At 56.1% G+C, this 21,644-nt stretch carries 21 protein-coding genes; 17 read left to right on the top strand and 4 right to left on the bottom strand.

From position 1 onward, the window contains the following. The 12 genes from nirJ to ACR0J0_RS22270 all read left to right on the top strand — a co-directional run bounded on the left by nirJ (window position 1) and on the right by ACR0J0_RS22270 (window position 13,157). The gene (gene nirJ, locus ACR0J0_RS22325; protein ID WP_480666190.1) at window positions 1-1,215 is read left to right on the top strand and encodes a heme d1 biosynthesis radical SAM protein NirJ; all 1,215 of its coding nucleotides are present in this window, start codon (window positions 1-3) and stop codon (window positions 1,213-1,215) included. Further along, window positions 1,190-2,743: a cytochrome D1 domain-containing protein gene (locus tag ACR0J0_RS22320; RefSeq protein WP_480666189.1), complete on the top strand. Its 1,554-nt coding sequence runs from the start codon at window positions 1,190-1,192 to the stop codon at window positions 2,741-2,743. The genes nirJ and ACR0J0_RS22320 overlap by 26 nt, the downstream gene beginning before the upstream one ends. After that, window positions 2,700-2,963: a hypothetical protein gene (locus tag ACR0J0_RS22315; protein WP_480666188.1), complete on the top strand. Its 264-nt coding sequence runs from the start codon at window positions 2,700-2,702 to the stop codon at window positions 2,961-2,963. Before ACR0J0_RS22320 ends, ACR0J0_RS22315 begins: the two co-directional genes overlap by 44 nt. 89 nt (window positions 2,964-3,052) lie before the next feature. Then, the gene (locus tag ACR0J0_RS22310; protein ID WP_480666187.1) at window positions 3,053-3,517 is read left to right on the top strand and encodes a DUF2946 family protein; all 465 of its coding nucleotides are present in this window, start codon (window positions 3,053-3,055) and stop codon (window positions 3,515-3,517) included. A 44-nt stretch (window positions 3,518-3,561) separates the two neighbouring features. Continuing rightward, on the top strand, window positions 3,562-5,685 hold the full coding sequence (locus tag ACR0J0_RS22305; RefSeq protein WP_480666214.1) for a 4Fe-4S binding protein: 2,124 nt from the start codon (window positions 3,562-3,564) through the stop codon (window positions 5,683-5,685). Window positions 5,686-5,701: 16 nt separating this feature from the next. Next, complete coding sequence (gene nosZ / locus ACR0J0_RS22300) at window positions 5,702-7,609, top strand: TAT-dependent nitrous-oxide reductase (RefSeq protein ID WP_480666186.1); 1,908 nt, start codon at window positions 5,702-5,704, stop codon at window positions 7,607-7,609. Window positions 7,610-7,612: 3 nt separating this feature from the next. After that, the gene (locus ACR0J0_RS22295; RefSeq protein WP_480666185.1) at window positions 7,613-8,869 is read left to right on the top strand and encodes a nitrous oxide reductase family maturation protein NosD; all 1,257 of its coding nucleotides are present in this window, start codon (window positions 7,613-7,615) and stop codon (window positions 8,867-8,869) included. Then, on the top strand, window positions 8,859-9,752 hold the full coding sequence (locus tag ACR0J0_RS22290) for an ABC transporter ATP-binding protein (protein ID WP_480666184.1): 894 nt from the start codon (window positions 8,859-8,861) through the stop codon (window positions 9,750-9,752). The genes ACR0J0_RS22295 and ACR0J0_RS22290 overlap by 11 nt, the downstream gene beginning before the upstream one ends. Continuing rightward, on the top strand, window positions 9,749-10,570 hold the full coding sequence (locus ACR0J0_RS22285; RefSeq protein WP_480666183.1) for an ABC transporter permease: 822 nt from the start codon (window positions 9,749-9,751) through the stop codon (window positions 10,568-10,570). The genes ACR0J0_RS22290 and ACR0J0_RS22285 overlap by 4 nt, the downstream gene beginning before the upstream one ends. Continuing rightward, the gene (locus ACR0J0_RS22280) at window positions 10,567-11,082 is read left to right on the top strand and encodes a nitrous oxide reductase accessory protein NosL (protein ID WP_480666182.1); all 516 of its coding nucleotides are present in this window, start codon (window positions 10,567-10,569) and stop codon (window positions 11,080-11,082) included. The genes ACR0J0_RS22285 and ACR0J0_RS22280 overlap by 4 nt, the downstream gene beginning before the upstream one ends. Continuing rightward, entirely contained in the window at window positions 11,079-11,981 is a 903-nt protein-coding gene (locus ACR0J0_RS22275; RefSeq protein WP_480666181.1) for an FAD:protein FMN transferase, read from the top strand. The genes ACR0J0_RS22280 and ACR0J0_RS22275 overlap by 4 nt, the downstream gene beginning before the upstream one ends. A gap of 645 nt (window positions 11,982-12,626) precedes the next feature. Further along, window positions 12,627-13,157, top strand: a complete 531-nt coding sequence (locus ACR0J0_RS22270; RefSeq protein ID WP_480666180.1) for an N-acetyltransferase family protein — start codon at window positions 12,627-12,629, stop codon at window positions 13,155-13,157. Window positions 13,158-13,299: 142 nt separating this feature from the next. Here the strand turns inward: ACR0J0_RS22270 and ACR0J0_RS22265 are convergent, their stop codons facing one another. After that, window positions 13,300-14,208, bottom strand: a complete 909-nt coding sequence (locus tag ACR0J0_RS22265; protein WP_480666179.1) for a GNAT family N-acetyltransferase — start codon at window positions 14,206-14,208, stop codon at window positions 13,300-13,302. A gap of 546 nt (window positions 14,209-14,754) precedes the next feature. Between ACR0J0_RS22265 and ACR0J0_RS22260 the strand changes: the two genes are divergently transcribed. From ACR0J0_RS22260 to ACR0J0_RS22250, 3 genes are read left to right on the top strand one after another with little or no spacing between them, the layout of a single operon-like run. Further along, window positions 14,755-16,083 carry an efflux RND transporter periplasmic adaptor subunit gene (locus ACR0J0_RS22260; protein ID WP_480666178.1) on the top strand — a complete coding sequence of 443 codons (1,329 nt, stop codon included), beginning with the start codon at window positions 14,755-14,757 and terminating at the stop codon, window positions 16,081-16,083. Window positions 16,084-16,090: 7 nt separating this feature from the next. After that, window positions 16,091-16,855 carry an ABC transporter ATP-binding protein gene (locus ACR0J0_RS22255; RefSeq protein WP_480666177.1) on the top strand — a complete coding sequence of 255 codons (765 nt, stop codon included), beginning with the start codon at window positions 16,091-16,093 and terminating at the stop codon, window positions 16,853-16,855. After that, window positions 16,852-18,087, top strand: coding sequence for an ABC transporter permease (locus ACR0J0_RS22250; RefSeq protein ID WP_480666176.1), 1,236 nt, complete (start codon window positions 16,852-16,854; stop codon window positions 18,085-18,087). The genes ACR0J0_RS22255 and ACR0J0_RS22250 overlap by 4 nt, the downstream gene beginning before the upstream one ends. A gap of 64 nt (window positions 18,088-18,151) precedes the next feature. Here the strand turns inward: ACR0J0_RS22250 and ACR0J0_RS22245 are convergent, their stop codons facing one another. Both ACR0J0_RS22245 and ACR0J0_RS22240 read right to left on the bottom strand, forming a co-directional pair. Then, window positions 18,152-18,403, bottom strand: a complete 252-nt coding sequence (locus ACR0J0_RS22245; protein ID WP_480666175.1) for a hypothetical protein — start codon at window positions 18,401-18,403, stop codon at window positions 18,152-18,154. 348 nt (window positions 18,404-18,751) lie between these two features. Next, on the bottom strand, window positions 18,752-19,345 hold the full coding sequence (locus ACR0J0_RS22240) for a helix-turn-helix transcriptional regulator (protein WP_480666174.1): 594 nt from the start codon (window positions 19,343-19,345) through the stop codon (window positions 18,752-18,754). A 502-nt stretch (window positions 19,346-19,847) separates the two neighbouring features. Here ACR0J0_RS22240 and ACR0J0_RS22235 point away from each other — a divergent pair. After that, window positions 19,848-20,213, top strand: a complete 366-nt coding sequence (locus ACR0J0_RS22235) for an HAD hydrolase-like protein (protein ID WP_480666173.1) — start codon at window positions 19,848-19,850, stop codon at window positions 20,211-20,213. Window positions 20,214-20,682: 469 nt separating this feature from the next. Next, the gene (locus tag ACR0J0_RS22230; protein ID WP_480666172.1) at window positions 20,683-20,880 is read left to right on the top strand and encodes a hypothetical protein; all 198 of its coding nucleotides are present in this window, start codon (window positions 20,683-20,685) and stop codon (window positions 20,878-20,880) included. Between the two features lie 384 nt (window positions 20,881-21,264). Here ACR0J0_RS22230 and ACR0J0_RS22225 read toward each other — a convergent pair. After that, window positions 21,265-21,644 (bottom strand): hypothetical protein (locus ACR0J0_RS22225; RefSeq protein ID WP_480666171.1); only part of this gene is annotated, 380 nt, incomplete at its 5' end.

The raw sequence follows: 21,644 nt of genomic DNA, 5'->3' as shown, positions 1-21,644 counted from the left end.
ATGTTCCGCCTGACCGAATATATGCACCAGTTGGTCAAACCGACCCCGGTGCGCAAACGTCGCCCCGGACCGGTAAAACCAGTTGTGATCTGGAACCTGACGCGGCGTTGCAATTTGAAATGCCGCCATTGCTACACCGTTTCGGCGGATGTGGCGTTCCCCGGCGAGCTCAGCCATGAGCAAGCCATGGTAACCCTTGAGGATCTGGGCCAGTTTCGCGTTCCAGCCCTGATCCTCTCGGGTGGGGAGCCGCTGGACCGGTTCGATTTCTTTGATATCGCCAAGCGCGCGCGTGAACTGGTGCCGATGCTGGCACTGTCGACCAACGGCACGCGGATCTACGACGAAACCGCTGACATGATCGCCGATGTGGGGTTCAACTATGTCGGCATTTCGCTGGACGGGATCGGCGCCACCAATGACTGGTTTCGCGGCGTCGAGGGCGCCTTTGCCGACGCCCTGCGCGGCGTGCGCGAATGCAAGAAACGCGGCATCAAGGTCGGCCTGCGGTTCTGTCTGACCGAGGGCACCCAGCATCACCTGCCGGACCTGTTGCAACTGTGCGACGACGAAGGCGTGGACAAGTTCTATCTGTCTCACCTTGTCTATGCCGGGCGTGGCGACAAGAACCGGGGCGAAGACGCCGAACACCTGCGCACCCGCAAGGGTCTCGATCTGCTGCTGGACCGCGCATGGGAGGCCGTTTCGGGCGGGCGCCCGCTGGACATCGTGACAGGCAACAACGACGCTGACGCGGGGTATTTCCTGAATTGGATCCGCACGCATTTCGATGCCGAAAAAGTGGCGCATGTCCGCGAACATTTGGCCGCCTGGGGGGGCAACTCCAGCGGTCTGGGCGTGGCGAATATCGACAATCTGGGACGCGTGCATCCCGACACCTATTGGTCCGACTACACGGTCGGCAATGTGAAGACCCGATCGTTTTCCGAACTCTGGACCAGCGACGACCAGATGTTGGCCATGCTGCGCACCCGCCCGCGTCCGCTGAAAGGGCGTTGCGGGGCCTGTCAACTCAAGGACGTCTGCGGCGGTAATACCCGGATTCGGGCGTTGCAGCTGACCGGTGATCCCTGGGCCGAAGATCCGGCCTGCTATCTATCAAACGAAGAAATTGGCGTTGAGGGTGCGGGCGATCGTCTGCGTGTCACGCCGTTCCGGGGGAAACGCCATGATCCGGCGCATCAGTTCTTTTGACACTCTGAAAATCGGCACGTTCTGTTCCCTGTTGATGGCCAGCACCGCCTGGGCCGATGCACCGTCGGACTATGCCGAACATTGCGCTTCGTGCCACGGCGAGAACCGTCTGGGCGGTGTGGGTCCTGCCCTGATCCCCGAGACATTGAAACGCATGCGCGGGCCGCGCGTGGCCGCCGTGATTGCCGAAGGTCGCACCGCCACTCAGATGCCTGCGTTTTCGCACGAGCTGGATGCATTGCAGATCGAGGAACTGGCGGGCTGGCTGAAATCTCCGCTGGAAAATGATCCCGAATGGGGCGAGGCGGATATCATGGCCAGCCGGACGCTGGACGAGGACTATGTCTCGGCTGATGCCCCTGTCTGGGACAGCGACCCGATGAATATCACGCTGGCGGTCGAGACCGGAGATCATCATGTCAGCGTTCTGGATGGTGACACCTTCGAGGTTCTGGACCGGTTCGAGACCCCCTTCGCCGTTCACGGTGGTCCGAAGTTCAGCCCCGACGGGCGGTACGTGTTCATCATGTCCCGCGATGGCTGGGTGCAGAAATACGACATCTGGGCGCTGAAACAGGTGGGTCGCGTGCGCGCAGGCCTCAACAGCCGCAACATCGCCATGTCTGGCGATGGCAAATGGGTTGCCGTGGCGAATTACCTGCCCAACAGCCTGACCCTGCTGTCGACCGAGGACCTGTCGGTTGCCAAGGTCGTTGAGATCAAGAGCAAGAAGGGAGTCCCCAGCCGTGTCTCGGCCGTGTATCAGGCCCCACCGCGCGAAAGTTTTGTGCTGGCTCTGAAAGACGTACCCGAGATCTGGGAGGTTTTCTATGGCGAGAACCCACCCCAATCCGGCCTGGGTCACGACTTCCGCATCGAGGGTCAGTTCAAGAATCCCGACCCCTTCCCGGTGCGCAAGATTACTACGCCCGACTATCTGGACGATTTTTTCTTCGACCAGAGCTATGAATACGTTATGGGCGCCTCGCGCGATGGCAAGGGTGGTCAGGTGATCGATCTGGTGATCGGCCAGAAAGTCGCCGATCTCGACCTGCCGGGCATGCCGCATCTGGGCTCGGGCATCACGTGGCAGCATGGCGATACGACCGTTATGGCCACGCCGCACCTGACTGATGGCACCGTGTCGGTGATCGACATGGAAACCTGGGAGACCGTCAAACGGATCAAGACCGAAGGACCGGGATTCTTCATGCGCAGTCATGAGAATTCGCCCTATGTCTGGGCCGATGTGTTCTTTGGTCCCAACAAGGATGCGATGCATGTGATCGACAAGCAAAGCCTTAAGATCGTGAAGACTTTGCGCCCCGCGCCGGGCAAGACCGTGGCCCATGTCGAGTTCACAAAGGATGGTCGCCATGCGCTTGTTTCGATCTGGGAAGATGATGGCGCGGTGATCGTTTACGACGCGCAGACACTGGAAGAAGTCCGCCGTCTGCCGATGCGCAAACCTTCGGGGAAATACAATGTCTGGAACAAAATCACCTTCTCGGAAGGCACCAGCCACTGACGGCAAATGGCCGGTTTGGAAACTGGCCATTCTGCTTTATCCGGCCACGGCATTGACCGTGGCCATCAACCTGTTTCTGGCAGGGCTGATCGCCAACAGCGCAGGCTTTGGCATAATCGCACCCGTCACCGCAATCCTGTGGTCGATCCCTTTGGGCGTCCCGGCATCCTGGCTGGCGGGTCGCTGGCTGCGCAGGTTGATGGACGAAGCTGACGGATAAATGAGAATTTCCAGCGACCTGACCTAAGTCAAGTATCGGAGCGAGAGAATCCCCTAGGACTCAGGAAAGATTGCCGAGTTGGATTCTCCATGCCCGCCCTTAACCCTCTGCACAATCTCCCTGATCGCGCCCTGCGTGCGACATGTGCGCTGGCGGGCATTTTCCTGCTTTTGTTGCAAATGCTTGGCCCGGCGCTGGCGAGTCCCGGAACAAGCATGTGGGTGGAGATCTGCTCGGAGGCAGGGGCGGTCTGGGTAGAGGTGGACCTCGAAGAGGAAAACCGCGACCCGACCGCACCCTGTCCCAAATGTGCCGATTGTGCACTATGCGCGATAACGGCGGCAGCGCCGCTGCCCGACCTGACTCAACTGAACCGGATCGGATTTGTCGAAACCGCGCAACGCGGCGTTCGTTTCCTGTGCGAACCCTACAGTTCTGCCTTGCTATGGCCCGAAACCCGAGGGCCCCCGGTTGCGCCCAAAAATAACACCGAACGCGCCCCGCGCGCGTCCATAGCGTCAATCCAAATACCCGGAGGTGCGCTGTGGTCGTAAGTCGCGCAATCCATTTCCTGCTGGCCCTTACCCTGTCCTGCCTGATGGCGATCAGCGCCCGGGCCGACAGCCTCGCCAGCTTCCTGCCCGATATCACGCCTGCCGATCTGGTTCCCGGTGCCGATACCTTTGGCCCGGTGCGCGATGACGTACCCGTTGCCCCGGTTCTGAAAGGCGAAGAGACCGTCGCCTGGGCTTTCCTGACATCCGATTTCGTCGGCACCACCGGTTATTCTGGCAAACCTATCCACGTTGTGGCCGCTATCGACGACGATGCGGTTCTGACCGGTGTGAAGCTGGTCAAACACTCGGAACCCATCGTCCTGATCGGCATCCCCAACTCACGTATGGTCGAGTTGACCGAAGGCTATGCCGGGCTGGACCTGAAGGTCGAAGCCGAGACCGGGGGCGAGGGGCATGACCTCGACATTATCTCGGGCGCGACGGTCACGATCATGGTGATCGACGACAGCCTTGTGCGCGGCGGTATCAAGGTGGCCCGCGCGCTGGGTCTGGGTGGATTGTCTCCGCTGCAGGCCGATGGCCCGAAACGCGAAGTCGATATGGCGCAGAACGCCACATACGACTGGACCACCCTGTCCGGCGACGGCTCAATCCGGCGTCTGACGCTGGATGTTGGCCAGGTCAACGCCGCGTTTGAGGCCACAGGCGATCAGCGTGCCATCAAACGCCCGGAACCGGGTGAGCCTGACGACACGTTCATCGACATGCATGTGGCGCTGGTCTCAGTTCCGTCGATCGGCAAGTCCCTGTTGGGCGCGGCCGAGTATCAGAACCTGACCGAGTGGCTGGACGAAGGCGAACAGGCCATTCTGGTGCTGGGGCGCGGGGCCTACAGTTTTAAGGGATCGGGTTATGTCCGCGGCGGCATTTTTGACCGCATTCAGCTGATCCAGGGCGACAACTCGGTTCGGTTCTTCGACAAGCAGCAAGAGCGTCTGGGCAAGGTCGCGGCTTCGGATGCACCGAGTTTTAACGAACTGGATATCTTCAAAATCCCTGCCGAGGCTGAGTTTAACCCTGCCGAGCCGTTCCGCCTGCAACTGCTGGTGCAGCGGGCCGTGGGCGCAGTTGAAAAAACGTTCCTGACTTTTGATCTGGGCTATAAACTGCCGGAACAGTACCTGCTGCCGGTTGCGGCCCCAGCCGTGGTGGATGACGCTACCGGCGAAGCCGCCGCCAAGGCCGCTTTGTGGAAGCGTATCTGGAAGGACCGCACCGTTGAAATCGGCGTTTTGGGCGTCATGCTGCTGGTGCTGACAGCGACCTTCTTTTTCCAGTTCCACGCCACGATGAACGCGCGGGTCTTCTATTGGTTCCGCATCGGCTATCTGACCATGACCCTGTTCTTCATCGGTTGGTATGCCAACGCGCAGCTGAGCGTCGTGAACCTGATGGCCTTGGCCGGAAGCCTACGGACCGGATTTAGCTGGGACGCCTTCCTGCTGGACCCGCTGGTCTTCATCCAGTGGTTCGCTGTCGCTGCCGCGTTGCTGTTCTGGGGGCGTGGGGCCTATTGCGGCTGGCTGTGTCCATTCGGTGCGCTGCAGGAGCTGACCAACAAGATCGCCCGCGCGCTCAAGGTGCCGCAGTGGACGCTGCCCTGGGGTGTGAACGAGCGCCTCTGGCCCGCAAAGTACATGATCTTCCTGGGTCTCTTTGGCCTCAGCTTCGTCTCGATCCCATTGGCCGAGACTTATGCCGAGATCGAACCGTTCAAGACCGCGATCATTCTGAAATTCATGCGCGACTGGCCCTTTGTGGTCTTTGCGCTGACCCTGCTGGGGATCGGGCTGTTCATTGAACGGTTCTATTGCCGCTACCTCTGCCCGCTGGGCGGAGCGCTGGCCATCCCCGCGCGTATCCGCATGTTCGACTGGCTGCGCCGCTACAAGGATTGCGGCACCCCCTGTCAGACCTGCGCCAACGAATGCCCCGTTCAGGCGATCCACCCCACCGGTGAGATTAACCCGAACGAGTGCGTCACCTGCCTGCATTGTCAGGTGCTCTACCAGTCCGAGGACAAATGTCCCGTCGTTATCCGCCAGCTGAAGCGGCGGGCCAAGACCGGGTCGGTCCAGATGAAGACCCCACTCGGACAACCACCGGCGAACCATCCGAACGCCAAACCGCAATCCGTTTCCTAAAAAAGGAGGAACGATCATGTCGGACAATGAAAACAAACTGAACATCACACGCCGCGGGATGCTGGGTGCAACCGCAACCGGCGCCGTGCTGGCCGGAACCGGTCTGGGCTCGACCCTGATGACCGCGAAACAGGCCAGCGCCGCGGCCAATGCCAATCTGCAGCCCGGCGAGCTGGACGAATATTACGGTTTCTGGTCCTCGGGTCAGACCGGCGAACTGCGCATTCTGGGCTTCCCGTCCATGCGCGAGCTGATGCGCGTGCCGGTCTTCAACCGCTGCTCGGCCACCGGCTGGGGCCAGACCAATGAATCGCTGAAGATCATGACTGACGGCCTGCTGCCGGAGACCAAAGAGTTTCTCGCCAAGCGCGGCATGAAAACCTATGACAACGGCGACCTTCACCACCCGCACATGTCGTTCACCGACGGCACCTATGACGGCCGCTACCTGTTCATGAACGACAAGGCCAACACCCGCGTCGCCCGCGTGCGCTGCGACGTGATGAAATGCGACAAGATCACAGAAATCCCGAACGCCAAGGCGATCCACGGTCTGCGTCCGCAGAAATTCCCGCGCACCGGCTATGTCTTTGCCAATGGTGAGGATGAAACTCCGCTGGTCAATGACGGCAGCGTGCTGGACGATCCATCGCAATACGTGAACATCTTCACCGCGCTGGACGGTGACACCATGGAAGTGGCATGGCAGGTGATCGTGTCGGGTAACCTCGACAACACCGATTGCGACTATCAGGGCAAATACGCTTACTCGACCTCGTATAACTCGGAAATGGGCATGAACCTGGCCGAAATGACCGAGAACGAGTTGGACCACGTCGTTGTCTTCAACCTCGCTGAGATCGAAAAAGGCATCGAAGCCGGTGACTATCAGGAGCTGAAAGGCGTCAAGGTTCTGGACGGACGTAAGGGTCAGAACAAGAAATACACCCGCTACATCCCGATCCCGAACTCGCCGCACGGCATCAACACCGCGCCTGACGGCAAGCACGTCTGCATCAACGGTAAGCTGTCGCCGACCGTCTCGATCATGGACGTTACCAAACTGGACGCGCTGTTCGAAAGCGACGCTGATCCACGGTCGTGCATTGTGGGTGAGCCGCAGTTGGGTCTTGGCCCGCTTCACACTGCCTATGATGGCCAGGGCAACGCGTTCACCACGCTGTTCCTCGACAGCCAGATCGTGAAGTGGAACATCGACAAGGCAATCGAGGCTTATGGCGGTGCCGATGTGGACCCGATCATCTCGAAGGTCGACGTGCACTATCAGCCGGGCCACAACTCGACCTCCATGGGTGAAACCAAGGATGCCGATGGCAAGTGGCTGATTTCGATGAATAAGTTCTCGAAAGACCGCTTCCTGAACGTGGGTCCGCTGAAGCCCGAAAACGAGCAGCTGATCGACATCTCGTCCGACGAGATGAAAGTGGTTCACGACGGCCCGACCTTTGCCGAACCGCATGACTCGATCATCGTTCGCAGCGACATCGTGAACCCAGTCAACGTCTGGGATCGTAACGACGTCACATGGGAAGACGCCCGCAAACAGGCCGAAGCTGATGGCATCGATCTGGAAGAAGGCGCCGAGGAACCCATCCGGGACGGCAATAAGGTGCGGGTCTACATGACATCGCAGGCTCCGACCTTCAGCCTAGAGAAGTTCACCGTCAAACAGGGTGACGAGGTGACGGTTTACATCACCAACCTGGATGACGTGGACGATGTGACCCACGGCTTCTGCCTGGGCAACTACGGCATCGCGATGGAGGTCGCACCGCTGGCGACCGCTTCGGTCACCTTCACAGCCGACCGTCCGGGCGTGCACTGGTTCTATTGCCAGTGGTTCTGCCACGCGCTGCACATGGAAATGCGCGGCCGGATGCTGGTCGAACCGCAGGGAGCATAACCCATGCGTTGGTCCCTGCTCATACCGCTCCTGCTCGGCTCGCCCCTTTGGGCGGCGGACTGGGATGTGCCCAATCGGGCGGGGGCCATCAATGAAATACTGGCGCAGGCGGCGGATGGGGACACCCTCCGCCTGAGCCCCGGTGTCTACACCGAAACACTGGTTCTGGACCGGCCCGTCACCATCGACGGGCTGGGACAGGCCACCATTGACGGGCAAGGCGCGGGCAGCGTCATCACCGTGACCGGGCCGGGTGTCACCGTGCGCGGGCTGACGGTGATCGGCTCTGGTTCAAGCCATGACGGGATCGACAGCGGTATCCAGCTGACCAAAACGGCCAAAGCACCCGTGGTTGAGGATAACGTGCTGCTGGGCAATCTCTACGGCGTCGACATTCACGGGGCCAAGGACAGCATCGTGCGTGGCAACCGGATCGAAGGCCGTTTGGACCAGCGAGTGAACGACCGTGGCAATGGCGTCTATGTCTGGAACGCGCCGGGCGCGCGGGTGGAAGACAACGACATCCGCTATGGCCGCGACGGGATCTTTGTGAACTCGTCCAAGAAAAACACCTTCACAGGCAACCTGTTCCGCGATCTGCGGTTTGCGGTGCACTACATGTACGCCGACAATTCAGTCGTCAGCGACAACATCTCGATCGGCAATGATCTGGGCTATGCCGTGATGTTCACGACCAATGTGACCGTGGCCAACAATGTCTCGATCGGCGACCGGGAACATGGCGTGATGCTGAACTACGCCAACAAGAGTGTCATCACCGGCAATGTGGTGAAAGGTGCCAAGGAAAAATGCACCTTCCTCTATAACTCCAACAAGAACGAATTCACCGACAACTGGTTCCAGGGATGCGGGATCGGCATCCACTTTACGGCCGGGTCCGAACGCAATCGGATCGTCGGCAATGCCTTTGTCGGAAACCGGACGCAGGTGAAATATGTCTCGACCAAATGGGTCGAGTGGTCCGAAGACGGGCGCGGAAATTACTGGTCCGATTTCGCCGCTTACGATGTGGATGGCAACGGCATCGCCGATGCCCCCTATCGCCCCAATGACTCGATGGACCATGTGCTGTGGACCCAACCCTCAGCCAAACTACTGCTCGGCTCCCCTGCCGTGCAACTGGTGCGCTGGTCGCAATCGGCCTTCCCGGCGTTGTTGCCGGGCGGTGTGATGGACAGCAATCCATTGATGCAAGCCCCTGAACCCCCAGCTATGAAAAAGGTGCCTCATGACGGATAAGGCCCTGTCTATCGACCATGTCAGCAAGGACCGCGGAAAAACCCGCGTTCTTGATGATATCACCCTGTCACTTACCCCCGGTCAGCGCGTCGCACTGCTGGGCCATAACGGCGCGGGCAAGTCGACCCTGATCAAATCCATCCTCGGCCTGACACCTATCCATGGCGGCGCCATCCGGATCGGAGACGCCACCCCCGGCAGCGCACAGGCGCGGCGCGAGACCGCGTATCTGCCTGAAGCGGTGTCGTTCCACCCGGCCCTGACTGGGCGCGAGCAACTGACGCTATTTGCGCAATTGTCCGGTGCCAAAGCGGATGTACCCGGCCTGCTGGAGCGCGTGGGTCTGAGCGATGCTCTGGACCGCCGGATCGGAGCCTATTCCAAGGGAATGCGGCAACGTCTGGGTCTGGCGCAGGTGCTGCTGGGTCAGCCGAGAGTGGCATTGCTGGATGAGCCAACATCAGGCTTGGACCCGATCTCGCGGCAGGACCTGTACGCCATCATTGATGAACTGGCTGCCCAAGGCACCGCGGTGCTGATTGCCAGCCATGCGCTGACCGAAGTTGAGGCCCGCACCGACCGTATCGCCATCATGCGCAAGGGTCGGATGGTCGCCGATGACACGTTAAACAACCTCTCAGCGCTGGCGGGTCTGCCAATCCGCCTGCGGGTCCGCGCCAGCGCCAATCCCGAAGCGCTTGCCGCCGAATTGGGCGGAAATCGCATCAATGGCGCGTCGGTCGAACTGCTCTGCACCCCAGATGACAAGATGGAAGCCCTGCGCCGCATCGCCGGACTGGGCGATGCAGTGGCGGATGTGGAAATGACCCCGCCCAAGCTGGAAGACCTCTATCGCCACTACGCTCAGGAGGATTTGCAATGACCCGCTTCCTCGCAATCACCCGCACTGAAATGCTGATCCTGCGCCGTAACCGCTGGCTGCTGGTCGCCACGCTGATCATGGTTCTGTTCGCGTTGGCGCTGACCTTTGCGGGCAGCGCACCAACCGGCACGCTAGGGGTCGATATGCTGACCGTTTCAGTCGCCTCGATGACAACGTTGTCAGTCTATCTTGCCCCCCTGCTGGCGCTGATGATCGCGTTTGACGCCATCGCGGGCGACGTGGACCGCGGCAGCCTGTCGCTGCTGCTGTCTTACCCCGCCGGGCGCGGAGAAATCCTGTTGGGCAAGTTCACCGCCCACCTCGCTGCGCTGGCCTTTGCCATGACCGTCGGCTTTGGCACCGCCGGCGCTGTTGCCGCATGGTTCGGTGGCGCAGGGCCGGAAAGCCTGATGGCTTTGGTCCGGCTCATCCTCACATCCATCCTGCTGGGCGCAGTGTTTCTGGCGCTGGGATACCTGCTGTCCGCCCTGGCGAGGGGCGCAACGGCGGCGGCAGGTCTGTCGGCCGGGCTCTGGCTGGTCTTTGTCGTCCTCTATGATCTGGGCTTGTTGGGAGCCGTCGTCATGGATAATGGAGGCACATTCACCCAATCCGTCTTTCCGTGGGTGATGGTTGCCAACCCGGCCGACGCATTTCGTCTGTGGAACATTGCCGCGACCGAAGGCGTTGCGATGGCGTCCGGCATGACCGGAGCCGCGCAAGCCCTGCCCGTCTGGGCCGCGCCCGCGTCTCTGCTGATTTGGCCAGTGTTGGGCTTCGCCCTTGCGCGGCTTGCTTTCCGGAGGGTTGAGCCATGAAACGCCTGTGCCTGATCGCATTGCTCGCGGTAAGCGCCTGCAAAGAAGAAGTCGCCGAGGCACCTGACCCGGTTGATCTGACCCCGGATGCGCTAAGCTTTTTCTGCCAGATGAACATCGCAGAACATGGCGGACCAAAGGGGCAGATCCATCTGGAAGGCTACCCTGCCCCGCTGTTCTTTGCGCAGGTACGCGACATGGTAGCCTACCTGAAAAGCCCCGAACGGGATGCAGAAATCACCGCTGTCTATGTCAGCGATATGAGCGTCGCGCCCAACTGGCGACAGCCTGGTATTTCCAATTGGATTGCAGCCGGCAGTGCGACGTTTGTCGTTGGCTCGAATGTCGCGGGCGGAATGGGCGCACGCGAAGTGGTGCCGTTTTCCAACCCCGATGACGCCACTGCCTTCATTGACCAATATGGCGGTTCCGCTCTGCCCCTGTCCGACATCCCAGACACCGAGGTGCTGGGCCCGGTCGATCTGGACCTGTTACTGGAGACCCCCGCATGACCCTTTTGTCCCGTCGCCGGTTTCTGGCAATCTCGGCCGCAAGTGCGGCCTGCCCCGCCGTCGCCGCCCCCACACCGACGGCCCGGTGGCATGGGTCCGCTCTGGGTGCACCGGCAACCATGCAGTTGGCAGGTCTGACCGACGCGCAGGCGCACCCGATCTTTGCTGCGGTCGAAGTCGAAGTAACGCGGCTCGAGAACATCTTCAGCCTGTACCGCCCCGAATCCCAGCTCTCTCGCCTGAACCGGGACGGTCAGCTGTCGAATCCGGCACCAGAGTTGTTGGATCTGCTCAGCCTGTGTACGGCTCTTTACGAGAATTCGGATGGGGTTTTTGATCCCACAATCCAACCCCTGTGGGTCGCATTGGCCAATAACGCAAACGCGGTCGACATCGCATCCGCCAAGGCAACGATCGGATGGCACAAGGTCTCTGTGAACAGCGACGCAGTCCGCCTGCCTTATCCCGGTCAATCGGCACTGACGCTGAACGGTATCGCCCAAGGTGCGGTTACAGACCGTATTGCCGCGCTGCTCAGGTCAAAGGGCCTGAAAAATGTGCTGGTCGATATGGGAGAGATCGCGGCCTTGGGCGATCGCAACGATGGTCAGCCCTGGCAAGTCGGTCTTGCCGGGCCGGAGCGGACGGTCAAAAAACGCATCACGCTGAGTGACCGGGCCGTCGCAACTTCGGATTCCGCCAGCTTGATGTTGACCGATGTTCACGGCCACATCCTTAGCCCGACAGATGAAATGCCCGGACATCGGGTTCTTTCGGTCTCTGCAAAGACTGCAGCGCTTGCAGATGGCCTGTCCACCGCCCTTTGCGCCCTACCGGATCGGCAGATTGCCAACGCGCTGATGCGGTTCCCCGATGCCAGGCTTGAAATGAAGATCTGATCCCTTCACGGGACAAGCATAATCCGGACACAACGCTGCGCTATACCGCTGCCAGAACTAATGGCAGCGGCTTGGCGTTTCGTCTTTTTGGCTCTTTTGTTAACTGCGCTTACACACCGGACATCGAAAACGACACACTCGCACCGCGAAAGGAAAACACCCCGATCGCAGGGAAAAGTCGACCAAAGACTGGCTGGCGCGCGTCGCGTTAATAGGTCACCGACGTGCACGGAACACCGTGCATTGCACTACAATGAAATTGGGGGGTGGCGGAGACGAAGGCAGCCATCCTGTCGTTGCATCAGATGACGAATCTCATCGCAACAAATTAATAATAAACAATATTAGAGAATTTTCCGCTGTAACCCATTGCACCTCGTCGCAACTGCTGTCAGTGGTTTTGGCGGGTCAGTTGCGGGGTAAGCATGCCGAAAGTAGCGAAAGAACTCACTGCGCTTGATGTGAAGAGGTTGAAGCATTCGGGCAGTACCAGAAACTCCACTGTCGCGGTAGGTGGAGTGTCAGGTCTCTTGATGCAAATCACTCCCAATGGTGGACGTACATGGCTTTTGCGAGTTTCTGTAGCAGGTAAAAGACGAGAAATTGGGTTATGCGAATACTAGTTCGAAAAATGTGGATTTGATAGTGACAAAACCATTACTTCGCCGCCTTACTCCAGACGACTCGTCAGTTCTTCGAGCATTCTGGGGGGAAGCCTTGCGAACTGCGCCAGAGTGTTTTCTTCTCACTCGCGAAGAACTCTTGGCAATCCCTGAGGCGACCTTTCAGAGCGGTATCAAGAACGGCGTTTACATCGGGGCTTTTGACAAAAATGACGAACTCGTCGGCTTCGTGGTTGCTCGGCGCGGCGGTGTTGAACGGTTGAAGCACACTGCGGATATTGGTCCGTTGTATGTTGCCGCCAAATCTCACGGGCAAGGCATTGGCCGTTCGCTTATGGAGACAGTGTCTGAGGTGCTAAAAGATGACGGTCTGCTTCAAGCAGAGTTGACAGTTGATGCATCCAATCATCGAGCAATCACACTCTACAGAGCTCTGGGTTTTGTCGAGTTCGGCCTTCGCCCGCGCTCTGTCATATTTGAGAAAACAGAACGCTCCGACCTCATGATGCTTTGTACGTTCGATGGAACACCTTTAAAGAAACCTCTTTTGTAGCTCTCGCACAGCTTCCGTTCGTGCCACGCGTAGCATTGGTCGATTTGGGCTCCAAGCGGTCATCCGACGTTTCCGGTCAGGTTCACGAGCAAGTCCGACGTGTCGAACAGCGGCTCAGCGGGACAAAGCTGCCAAGCCCAAATCACTTGGACATTTGGCCACCACCAAACGACTCCGGATTAATTGCGAGCAAATCTACAGTGTCCGTTCGTGACGATGCGAGCTTAGAACAAAGCGCCTCCGAAGGCACATTTCCGGCGCGAATACCGGTGAAACACTTGGAAAGCCCTAGCTTTTGGCGAACATCGCGCGACACCATGGCACCTAAGATCAACGCGATGCCCTGTCCGCGTCTCTTGGGATCTGTCGAGAGCATACCCCACCACACCATTTGGCTTTTGTCGTGTTCGTTGTGAAACTGCGCGACGGCCGCGGCGGCTCCGACGACACGTTCTGCCCGGTCTTTCGCATAAAGGAACACACTTGGACGCTCGAAGCCCCGCATGAATAAGCCCATGGGAAGCAGCACATCGCAGCTCTGCGTGAGGCTGTCGCGATTTGTCAAATCTTCCACCGAGGTGTCCGAAGTGACAACACAGGCCTTTAGGTCAGCGGGCAAGCCACTTTTGGCAAGAATTGCATCGGCAGCTTTGAACGTCGCTACAGAGCCTTCCCAGTGGTCGTAGACATCCGTTATCAGTCCCGCGTTCTCCAATCCTGTGCGGCGCTTGGCAAGATATTCCCGCGGCATCCCGTCGACTGGGGCAACCCCTTGCAGACGTGCAAGCGCTATTTGCTGTTCGAGATTATGCTCAGAATAATTTGCCAGTCCCACAACGCGACCATGGCAAGCATAGTCAGGGATGTCCTGCACCAGTTTCCAAAGATAGTCCGCACGCATTTGAAGGCGTTGCTGATCAGAATTGCCAAAATATTCGGGGGCAAGGTCATCCATTGTGTAAGCGTTCAGGTGACCGTCGGCAGAGTCAAGAAACCATGACAGCAGAATGACCGAGATGGGCTCGATGCGGACGTTCGCTGCGGGATGCATGAACGCCCGCTTTCGGGACTGGGTAGCGTATGGGTGACAAACATCCGTGTGGTTAAGTATGAGGGCTTGTTGTCGGTTGTGGGTGTTCGCGCGTTTTAAACTCAACGTGGCCAACAAGTTGATGTGGTTGGATGTGGCAGATTGTGGTCTCTCGTGGCGATACCTAGACTCAATCATAATCCGCTTGTCGGGGGTTCAAGTCCCTCCTTCGCCACCAAAACTTCCCTTACAAATCAGACAGATAGGCGCATATTGCGCCGCTTGGACGTACTCAAAATCGGCTTTGGGTGTCATTTTGGGTGACAGCAGACGACTTAGGTGGGAGAGGAGCATAATTTCTGGAGTATTCATTTCGCCATATTGGCTTCATAAACAACTGCGTCACGCTTTGCTTTGGAGCGTAGACATAATTCTGAAAATGCTCTTGTCAAAAAATTCACTGATTACAGGAATCTGCCTCTTAAAGAACGGAAAGTACGAGGTCATCAGTTTGCACTAGATGATTAAGAAATTGAATGAAACGTCGTTTCATGGCATCGTTGTAATATGTTGAAAACCGTGGCGTTTATTCTGGCGGGCGGTGCAGCCATTGCGTTAGTTTATTTTAATGGCGGCACATCTCGCGATTTATTCGAAGTTGTAACCGTGCCGGTCGAGCGCGGGGTATTGAGGGAGACTGTCACAGCAACGGGGCAGGTCGATTCCTTGACTGCGGTCGAGGTTGGGTCGCAGGTATCCGGCAGAATTACCAAGGTTCATGTCAGCTACAACGACACAGTGGTTAAAGGTCAAGCTCTGGCGCAAATCGACAGGCAGAGTTTTGAGGCGCGTCTCAAGGAGGCGGAAGCAGACATAGAAGTCGGCCTCGCAGTCGTAGACGTTCAACAAGCAATAGTAGACAAGACCTCGGTTGAAATCGAAGTTGCAAAGTTGGAGCAACAGGTGTTTTTGGCCAGGGTCGACGAAGCTCAGGCGGTTTTGGCAGTTGCTCAATCCAAACTGGCCAGAAAAAAACAGCTGCAAACAAATGGCACGGTTGCTGTCGCAGACGTCGAAGATGACGAAAGTTTAGTGCTGACCGCCGAAGCTCGTCTGAAGGAAGCCAAAGCGCTTCTAGCCACAAACAAATTAAGAATTTCTGTAACGCGTTCGGACTTGGTCAGAGCCAAGGCAGAACTCAACGGGGCATTGGCAAGCATCCCGCAACGACGTGCGGCCTTGGAAGCTGCCGAAGTTGAGCTCGCGAGATCCACGATCCGCTCTCCGACCAACGGGGTAATTATTGACCGCAACATTGAAGAGGGGCAGACAGTGGCAGCCGCTTTAGAAGCTCCGAGACTGTTCACTATTGCGGGTGGTTTGGATCAGATGGTGGTTAACGTAAATGTAGACGAAACAGATATTGGCAAAATAGACGTCGGACAGAGTGCTCAATTCCTGGTAGACGCCTACCCTGACCGGGCCTTCAAAGCCTCTGTCAAAGAAGTTCGAAAGTCGCCGACAGTATTTCAAAACGTCGTAACGTATACCGTCGTTTTAAAGACTACCAACACGGATCAGTTGCTGCTCCCTGGTATGACAGCCTTGGTGGAGATCACAATTCAAGAATCCGAACCAGGTCTAAAAGTGCTGAGCCATGCAATCGGTTTTCAACCAAGTACTGTCACACCGGTCGAAAGCGTCAAAGATGGAGCATTGGTCTGGAAGGTCGCGCCTGATGGGGCGTTGGAACCGATAGACGTTGAACTGGGACAACGAGATGCAAGCCACCAGATCGTTTACTCCGAGCATCTGCAAGAAGGCGATCAAATCGCAACCGGTGAGGTAAAAGCGTCCAAAAAGAGAAGCTTCGTCAATTCCTTTTTCGTGAAATAGGCCTGACATGCTGGTCGAGGTTAATAACTTGCGGCGCAGCTATGACAGCGGTGAAACACGATATGACGCGCTCAGAGGGTGCTCATTTACAATAGCAGAAGGTGACTTTGTTGCAATTACCGGGCCAAGCGGGTCGGGTAAGTCGACACTGATGAATATCCTTGGGCTTCTGGATAGGCCCACCGAAGGCCACTTGTTGTTTTGCGGGAAAAATGCAGACGGTTTGTCAGTAAAAAAACGTGCCGAAATCCGCAATCGGGAAATCGGCTTTGTCTTTCAGTCTTACAACTTGCTTCAGCGACATACGGCTTTCGAAAACGTCGAATTGCCAATGATTTATGCAGGTTTGGAGAAGCAACAGAGAAGGGAGCGAGTGACGGACTTGTTAACAAAAATGGGTCTGTCAGGTCACCAATCCAATTACCCGCGCCAACTATCGGGTGGGGAACAACAAAGGGTTGCGATAGCGCGTGCTTTGGCCAATCGCCCCAAGTTGATATTAGCAGATGAACCCACGGGAGCCTTAGACAGCGAACGAGGCAATCAAATTCTTTCGTTGTTTGAGCAAATTAACCAAGCTGGTCACACCGTCGTTATAATTACCCACGATGAAACCGTCGCTGCAAAATCGAAGCGTATTTTGCGTTTGAGGGACGGGCAAATTGAAAAAGAAACCTCTCCTGTCGAACTTGATTTATCGCGGTCGGAAAAACCTTTAGCGCCCTTGATTCTAACTCAAGACCTCAGATCGCAACGACGGCTTCTGGAATGAATATCGCCGAGAGTATCAAGATCGCGTTTCGGGCGCTCCTCTCCAACCTGTTGCGGAGTGTTCTCACGATGCTGGGTATTATTGTCGGTGTGGCTTCGGTGGTATCAATGGTGGCCTTTGCGTCGGGCGCGCAACGAGAGGTCGAGCGTCAAATCCAGACCTTGGGGGCAAATGTATTGATGGTCGTACCCGAATGGGTGAATGCAACTGGCATTGACGGCGGGAAATATGAGCTTGCTATTCTGAACGAATTGGATGCCAAATCCATAGCCGAAACAATTCCCGACGTTGCAATGGTCGCACCGTCTGTCCGCGAAGACATTCAGGTGGTCAATAGAAATCAGAGTGTGTGGGTCACGGTGAATGGCACAACGACGACCTATTTTTCGATCCGCGAATGGCCGTTGAGCTCTGGGCGACACTTTTCTTCGGGTGAACTGAACAGCGCCGAGAAGGTCGCTTTACTTGGGCAAGACACCGCGCAAAACCTGTTTGGTGAAGAAGACCCTGTTGGCCAGACCATTCGCATCCTTAAGACACCCTTCAAAGTCATCGGAGTCTTGTCAAAAAAAGGTACGGCTGGATCGGGACGTGCGCAGGACGAAGTTGTCTTTGTACCAATCAGAACGGCGAAACAGCGTCTTTTTGGCAGTTCGAACGTAACTGACCGGGGAGCGGTGGACTATATCCTTGTTAAATCAAACTCGACTGATAGCATCGCCGATGCCAGCCAATCCATTTCATCTCTGCTGAGGCAACGACACAGATTGCGGGCCGAACAGGAAGATGACTTTCGGGTCGTTGATCCCGCCGCCGCGATGGAGGCACGGAACGCGGCCAAGAAAACGATCGGCTGGTTGTTGGCGGGGATCGCCTCGGTTTCGCTAGTTGTGGGCGGCATCAGCATTATGAACATCATGCTGGTCAGCGTCGCGGAACGGACCCGCGAAATCGGACTGCGTATGGCCATCGGGGCTAGACCCAGCGATGTGCAAGGCCAATTCCTCATGGAATCAGTTTTGCTGTGCTTCATTGGTGGACTGATTGGATTGCTCATCGGAGGCGGGGTTGCGGTCGTCGTTGGCAACATGGCCGGCTGGCCCGTGTTCCTTAGCCCCCTGTCCATGATCGGGGCAGTTGGGCTGGCTTCGGTGGTGGGGTTGATCTTTGGCTATGTCCCTGCGCGACGGGCATCCCGCCTGGATCCGGTTGTCGCCTTGAAATTCGAATGAAAAAGCGCCCCGCTTGGGGCGCTTGTCCACGCTTTTAACCAGCGTTCTGAGCTGAAGGGGAAGCTCAGTTGGGGTCTACGTCGCGTGGGATGTCTTCGTCAGGTTCGCCCTTAAGATCCACAAACTTTTTGCAGACATAGACAATTCCGTCCTTGGTTTTCTTCTTAAACAAAAGTTCAGCGTCGTTGCCTTCACCGTTGTTTCCGCAACGGCGCTCGGCCAGTTCCCGATCAGACGGTTTTCCACCGTTGTCTGTTGCCATTGCCATTGGAGCAGTCAACGCGAATGCTACGGCCGCAATCAATATCGTTTTCATAATAACCTCCTTTGAGAACGTGGCGATAGTAAAGCAAAAATGAAGGAAGCAAACATCGCTCGTTCAAGGGGGGCGGAAACTCATAATAAATCACCCATAGGAAGTGCCTAATTTTGACTAAATCAGCCGCGCTAGCTATCACGAGCTAAATAATATAGGCTAACTCATTTTAGGTAACTCATTTGCAGCAGCTTGTTTTATCTATCTCTGAATCACATTTAATATGAAAACACAGTATACTAATTTGATTAGCTCAAATAAACTAACCTAAACGCGTTAGTGAATTCAGATTAACTTATATAGGGGATGCTATTGAGCTTCAGAAAAGAAAAGCTGACAAGCTATTTCTTAATGATCCATGTGGGTGATTAACGACACCAACTCAGCCTGACGATGCGTGTCTGTTTTCTGAAAGATTGACCGCAAATGACTGCGTGCCGTCCAAATCGAGATACCCAACCGGGACGATGCTTCCTTTAGACTTTTGCCTTCGGTTAGGGCCATTGCCAGGGATGCCTCACTTGGCGTAAGGCCAAAGTATTCCCGAAGACTATCATCCGTGACAGAAACCTGGGTTTCCAGCTCACGGAAGTTGAGCAAGGCATGAGCATGTCCAAAAGGAGGTTTGTATTCGTCCGGCAAAGGCAGAACATCAATGTAAATTCGACGGTCTTCTTTGATTTTGACTATAACCGGGGGAGGTAAAGGGGCGCCGCTTTCAAAGGAAAAACTCAGACATGCTTTTATCAGTCTTTCAAATTTCTTGTTTTGTAAATCATCCCCAACGTTTACGTCGCGCCAGTGCAAGAACAACTTTCGGCCATTAGACTTTGCGTCACATTCACTCAGGGAGAAAATATTTCCGTCTAAATCAAGCAGAAGAATATTGACGGCTTGATCATCAAAAAGGGAAAACCAGCGGACAAAGGACAGAAAATTCATCACTCGAAACCCAAACTAAAAACCCGGTCAATAATCGGCAGTGCGCGCCTATGGAAAAGCTGCCCTGAGGGCAGCCGCGGGGACAATCCATAGTCAGCAAAAACCGCTTAAAAACCTCGAGATGACAAGACCACTGAAACAACACTAACGTTGCGTAAAGATTATCCTGAATATATTCATTTAAGTAAACTGCAAACTCGTATTTGGCACCAGTGATCGTTTTTTTGACTTTTCCTGTTCGATATTTGTTCCATTTCAGCTACTGTTAGGTGTGTGATCTTTGCCTGAATTTCCTAATAAGTGCTGGATAGAAGTGTCCGAAACCTCCAGGCGTGAATTTAATATTAATGCAAAATTAACGCAGAATTAATGAGGCAATGTTAATGCCTTTGTGATTCTTATCTGGAGGATGACCCGAAGCCCTACGAAACCGTCGACTGTTTTTTGATGATTGGGTCAGCCGTTTGAAATGAAACGCGACAAGCCATGTTGGAGGCCAGCTTTGCTGGAACGTCCCCGCCCGGTATTGGTTGGCAATCCTGACATTGTCGCTCCGCGCGAGTACGGTGTATCCAAAGAACCCGGTCTTTACGCGCACCGGCTAGCAGACCGGACAGGCGTCACCCCACAGTTCTTTGGAAAACCTTTCGCCAACATCTATGATCTTGCATTCAGCCGCCTGGGGCACATCGACAAGTCCCGGGTTCTGATGGTTGGCGACAGCCTGCACACCGACGTTCTAGGTGCACGAAAGGCTGGCATAGCTTCCGCGCTCATCTCTGGATTCGGCTTCTTCGCAGGACATGATGTTGAAGCATCGATCATGAAGGCAGGGATAGTACCGAACTTTGTTGTAGACCGGCCTTGATATTAGGGCGTTCCGCTTAGATACGTCTTTCTGCTAACTCGAGTGTTGGGTGAATCTGCATTGAGCACATACCGACCATGTGAACGAAGCGCCGCGTGTGAACGGCAGCTTTGGAGAACCCTCCGCAACAAATGAACTCTGAGCTCATGTCCGACTTGGGCCGCATTCCGAACTATGCAAAGCCCGCTTTCTGCGCATAGCTGTCATTGGGGCGTCACGCAGTATTGGACAAATTGGGCTCTTGGCCGCCGTTCTCTGCGGGTCGTTTTGACTAGCGGGAAGAGCCCTTACCGGCCGTTCCCGGATAAGCTGAGTATTGCGCGTGCATTCATCTGAATGCGGCACTAAAGGGACATTCAGCGGAGTTCAACGAAAGGCGGGTGGGCGCAACAAGGCCGATCTACCATAGTATGCCCAAACATCGCGAAAATAGGCTATGCTTTCCATCATCAGTAGCCAGGAGATTGCTATGCTATACCCGATCGCGGAACTTGAAGCCGATAAACTCAATGCGGTTCGGGAACTTGAAAAAGAAATTGGAAGCCCGGTTGTGGCTCTTACCGCTGTTGAAACTGATACTGTGACGCTGCCAAAAGAACAGCTCGAGAAACTGCAGGCCTTGGAAGATAAACTTAACGTCGTTCTCGTTGCGGTGCGACCTAACTAACTTACTTGATCACACTGTTTAGGCCACTGCGCTGGTTGCGCCTCGCAAAGCGGCCCTTTCTAATTGTTGGAATTGCCGGACCACCACTGCCATATTTGGAGTGCAGATACCGAGTGCCGAGAACCCGCGCATTCCGGATGTTCAAAGTCCAGTGTCGGATGGCCGACAAGCGGGACTTTTCTGCCGTTCAACATGATTGCGTTGGTGACCGCTTTCGCCAACGTTGGCGGCGACAAAACCTCGCATAGATATGAGCCAATTTTTAAAAATTCAAATAGCAACCCGTTCCTGATCAGCCGCGCGTCAGACAGCTCAGCGCGAGAGGGTTCACTGTGACTGGCTGCCTCACAATGATGGTTCCGACAAATAGTCGCCCAAGAGTCATTACTCTTGTTTCTTTTGATGAAGCTCCAACGCCATTTCGTCCAGAATACCGAAAGCCACAGGATAAAGATTCTCGAACAGATCGATTACTGCAGATTCCTCTACGGGATGATGTTTGCCTTCAGCGTCAGTCAGCTGCCCCATCCGAAACACGACCTCGGTGCCTTCTTCTACCGGAACCAACTCATAGGTCTCCAGATTTGTAAGGCCCTCGATGGACGAATTGTGGAGGATATCGGTCACGTATTCGAACGGATTCCAATCGACGATCAGCATCTGGAAGTGAGCTGCTTCATGAACGCAGTGCAGGCGGACGCCGGCGGACGTTCGCGACGCATCCCCTTCCCGATAGGCGTCCTTCAACATCATCCAACGCATCT

It is taken from the genome of Ruegeria sp. BF12, assembly GCF_056538705.1.
The sequence above is the reverse complement of the archived record's forward strand: the minus strand, read 5'-3'. Positions and strand labels throughout refer to the sequence as shown.

Excerpts from the sequence above, each read along its gene's own strand:
- nosZ (WP_480666186.1), top strand. The coding sequence starts at position 5,702 with ATGTCGGACAATGAAAACAAACTGAACATCACACGCCGCGGGATGCTG.
- ACR0J0_RS22250 (WP_480666176.1), top strand. The coding sequence starts at position 16,852 with ATGAATATCGCCGAGAGTATCAAGATCGCGTTTCGGGCGCTCCTCTCC.
- ACR0J0_RS22275 (WP_480666181.1), top strand. The coding sequence starts at position 11,079 with ATGACCCTTTTGTCCCGTCGCCGGTTTCTGGCAATCTCGGCCGCAAGT.
- ACR0J0_RS22255 (WP_480666177.1), top strand. The coding sequence starts at position 16,091 with ATGCTGGTCGAGGTTAATAACTTGCGGCGCAGCTATGACAGCGGTGAA.
- ACR0J0_RS22305 (WP_480666214.1), top strand. The coding sequence starts at position 3,562 with ATGGCGATCAGCGCCCGGGCCGACAGCCTCGCCAGCTTCCTGCCCGAT.
- ACR0J0_RS22230 (WP_480666172.1), top strand. The coding sequence starts at position 20,683 with ATGCTATACCCGATCGCGGAACTTGAAGCCGATAAACTCAATGCGGTT.
- ACR0J0_RS22310 (WP_480666187.1), top strand. The coding sequence starts at position 3,053 with ATGCCCGCCCTTAACCCTCTGCACAATCTCCCTGATCGCGCCCTGCGT.
- ACR0J0_RS22295 (WP_480666185.1), top strand. The coding sequence starts at position 7,613 with ATGCGTTGGTCCCTGCTCATACCGCTCCTGCTCGGCTCGCCCCTTTGG.
- ACR0J0_RS22245 (WP_480666175.1), bottom strand. The coding sequence starts at position 18,403 with ATGAAAACGATATTGATTGCGGCCGTAGCATTCGCGTTGACTGCTCCA.
- ACR0J0_RS22315 (WP_480666188.1), top strand. The coding sequence starts at position 2,700 with ATGTCTGGAACAAAATCACCTTCTCGGAAGGCACCAGCCACTGACGGC.
- ACR0J0_RS22320 (WP_480666189.1), top strand. The coding sequence starts at position 1,190 with ATGATCCGGCGCATCAGTTCTTTTGACACTCTGAAAATCGGCACGTTC.
- ACR0J0_RS22240 (WP_480666174.1), bottom strand. The coding sequence starts at position 19,345 with ATGAATTTTCTGTCCTTTGTCCGCTGGTTTTCCCTTTTTGATGATCAA.
- ACR0J0_RS22265 (WP_480666179.1), bottom strand. The coding sequence starts at position 14,208 with ATGCATCCCGCAGCGAACGTCCGCATCGAGCCCATCTCGGTCATTCTG.
- ACR0J0_RS22260 (WP_480666178.1), top strand. The coding sequence starts at position 14,755 with ATGTTGAAAACCGTGGCGTTTATTCTGGCGGGCGGTGCAGCCATTGCG.
- ACR0J0_RS22285 (WP_480666183.1), top strand. The coding sequence starts at position 9,749 with ATGACCCGCTTCCTCGCAATCACCCGCACTGAAATGCTGATCCTGCGC.
- ACR0J0_RS22280 (WP_480666182.1), top strand. The coding sequence starts at position 10,567 with ATGAAACGCCTGTGCCTGATCGCATTGCTCGCGGTAAGCGCCTGCAAA.
- ACR0J0_RS22290 (WP_480666184.1), top strand. The coding sequence starts at position 8,859 with ATGACGGATAAGGCCCTGTCTATCGACCATGTCAGCAAGGACCGCGGA.
- nirJ (WP_480666190.1), top strand. The coding sequence starts at position 1 with ATGTTCCGCCTGACCGAATATATGCACCAGTTGGTCAAACCGACCCCG.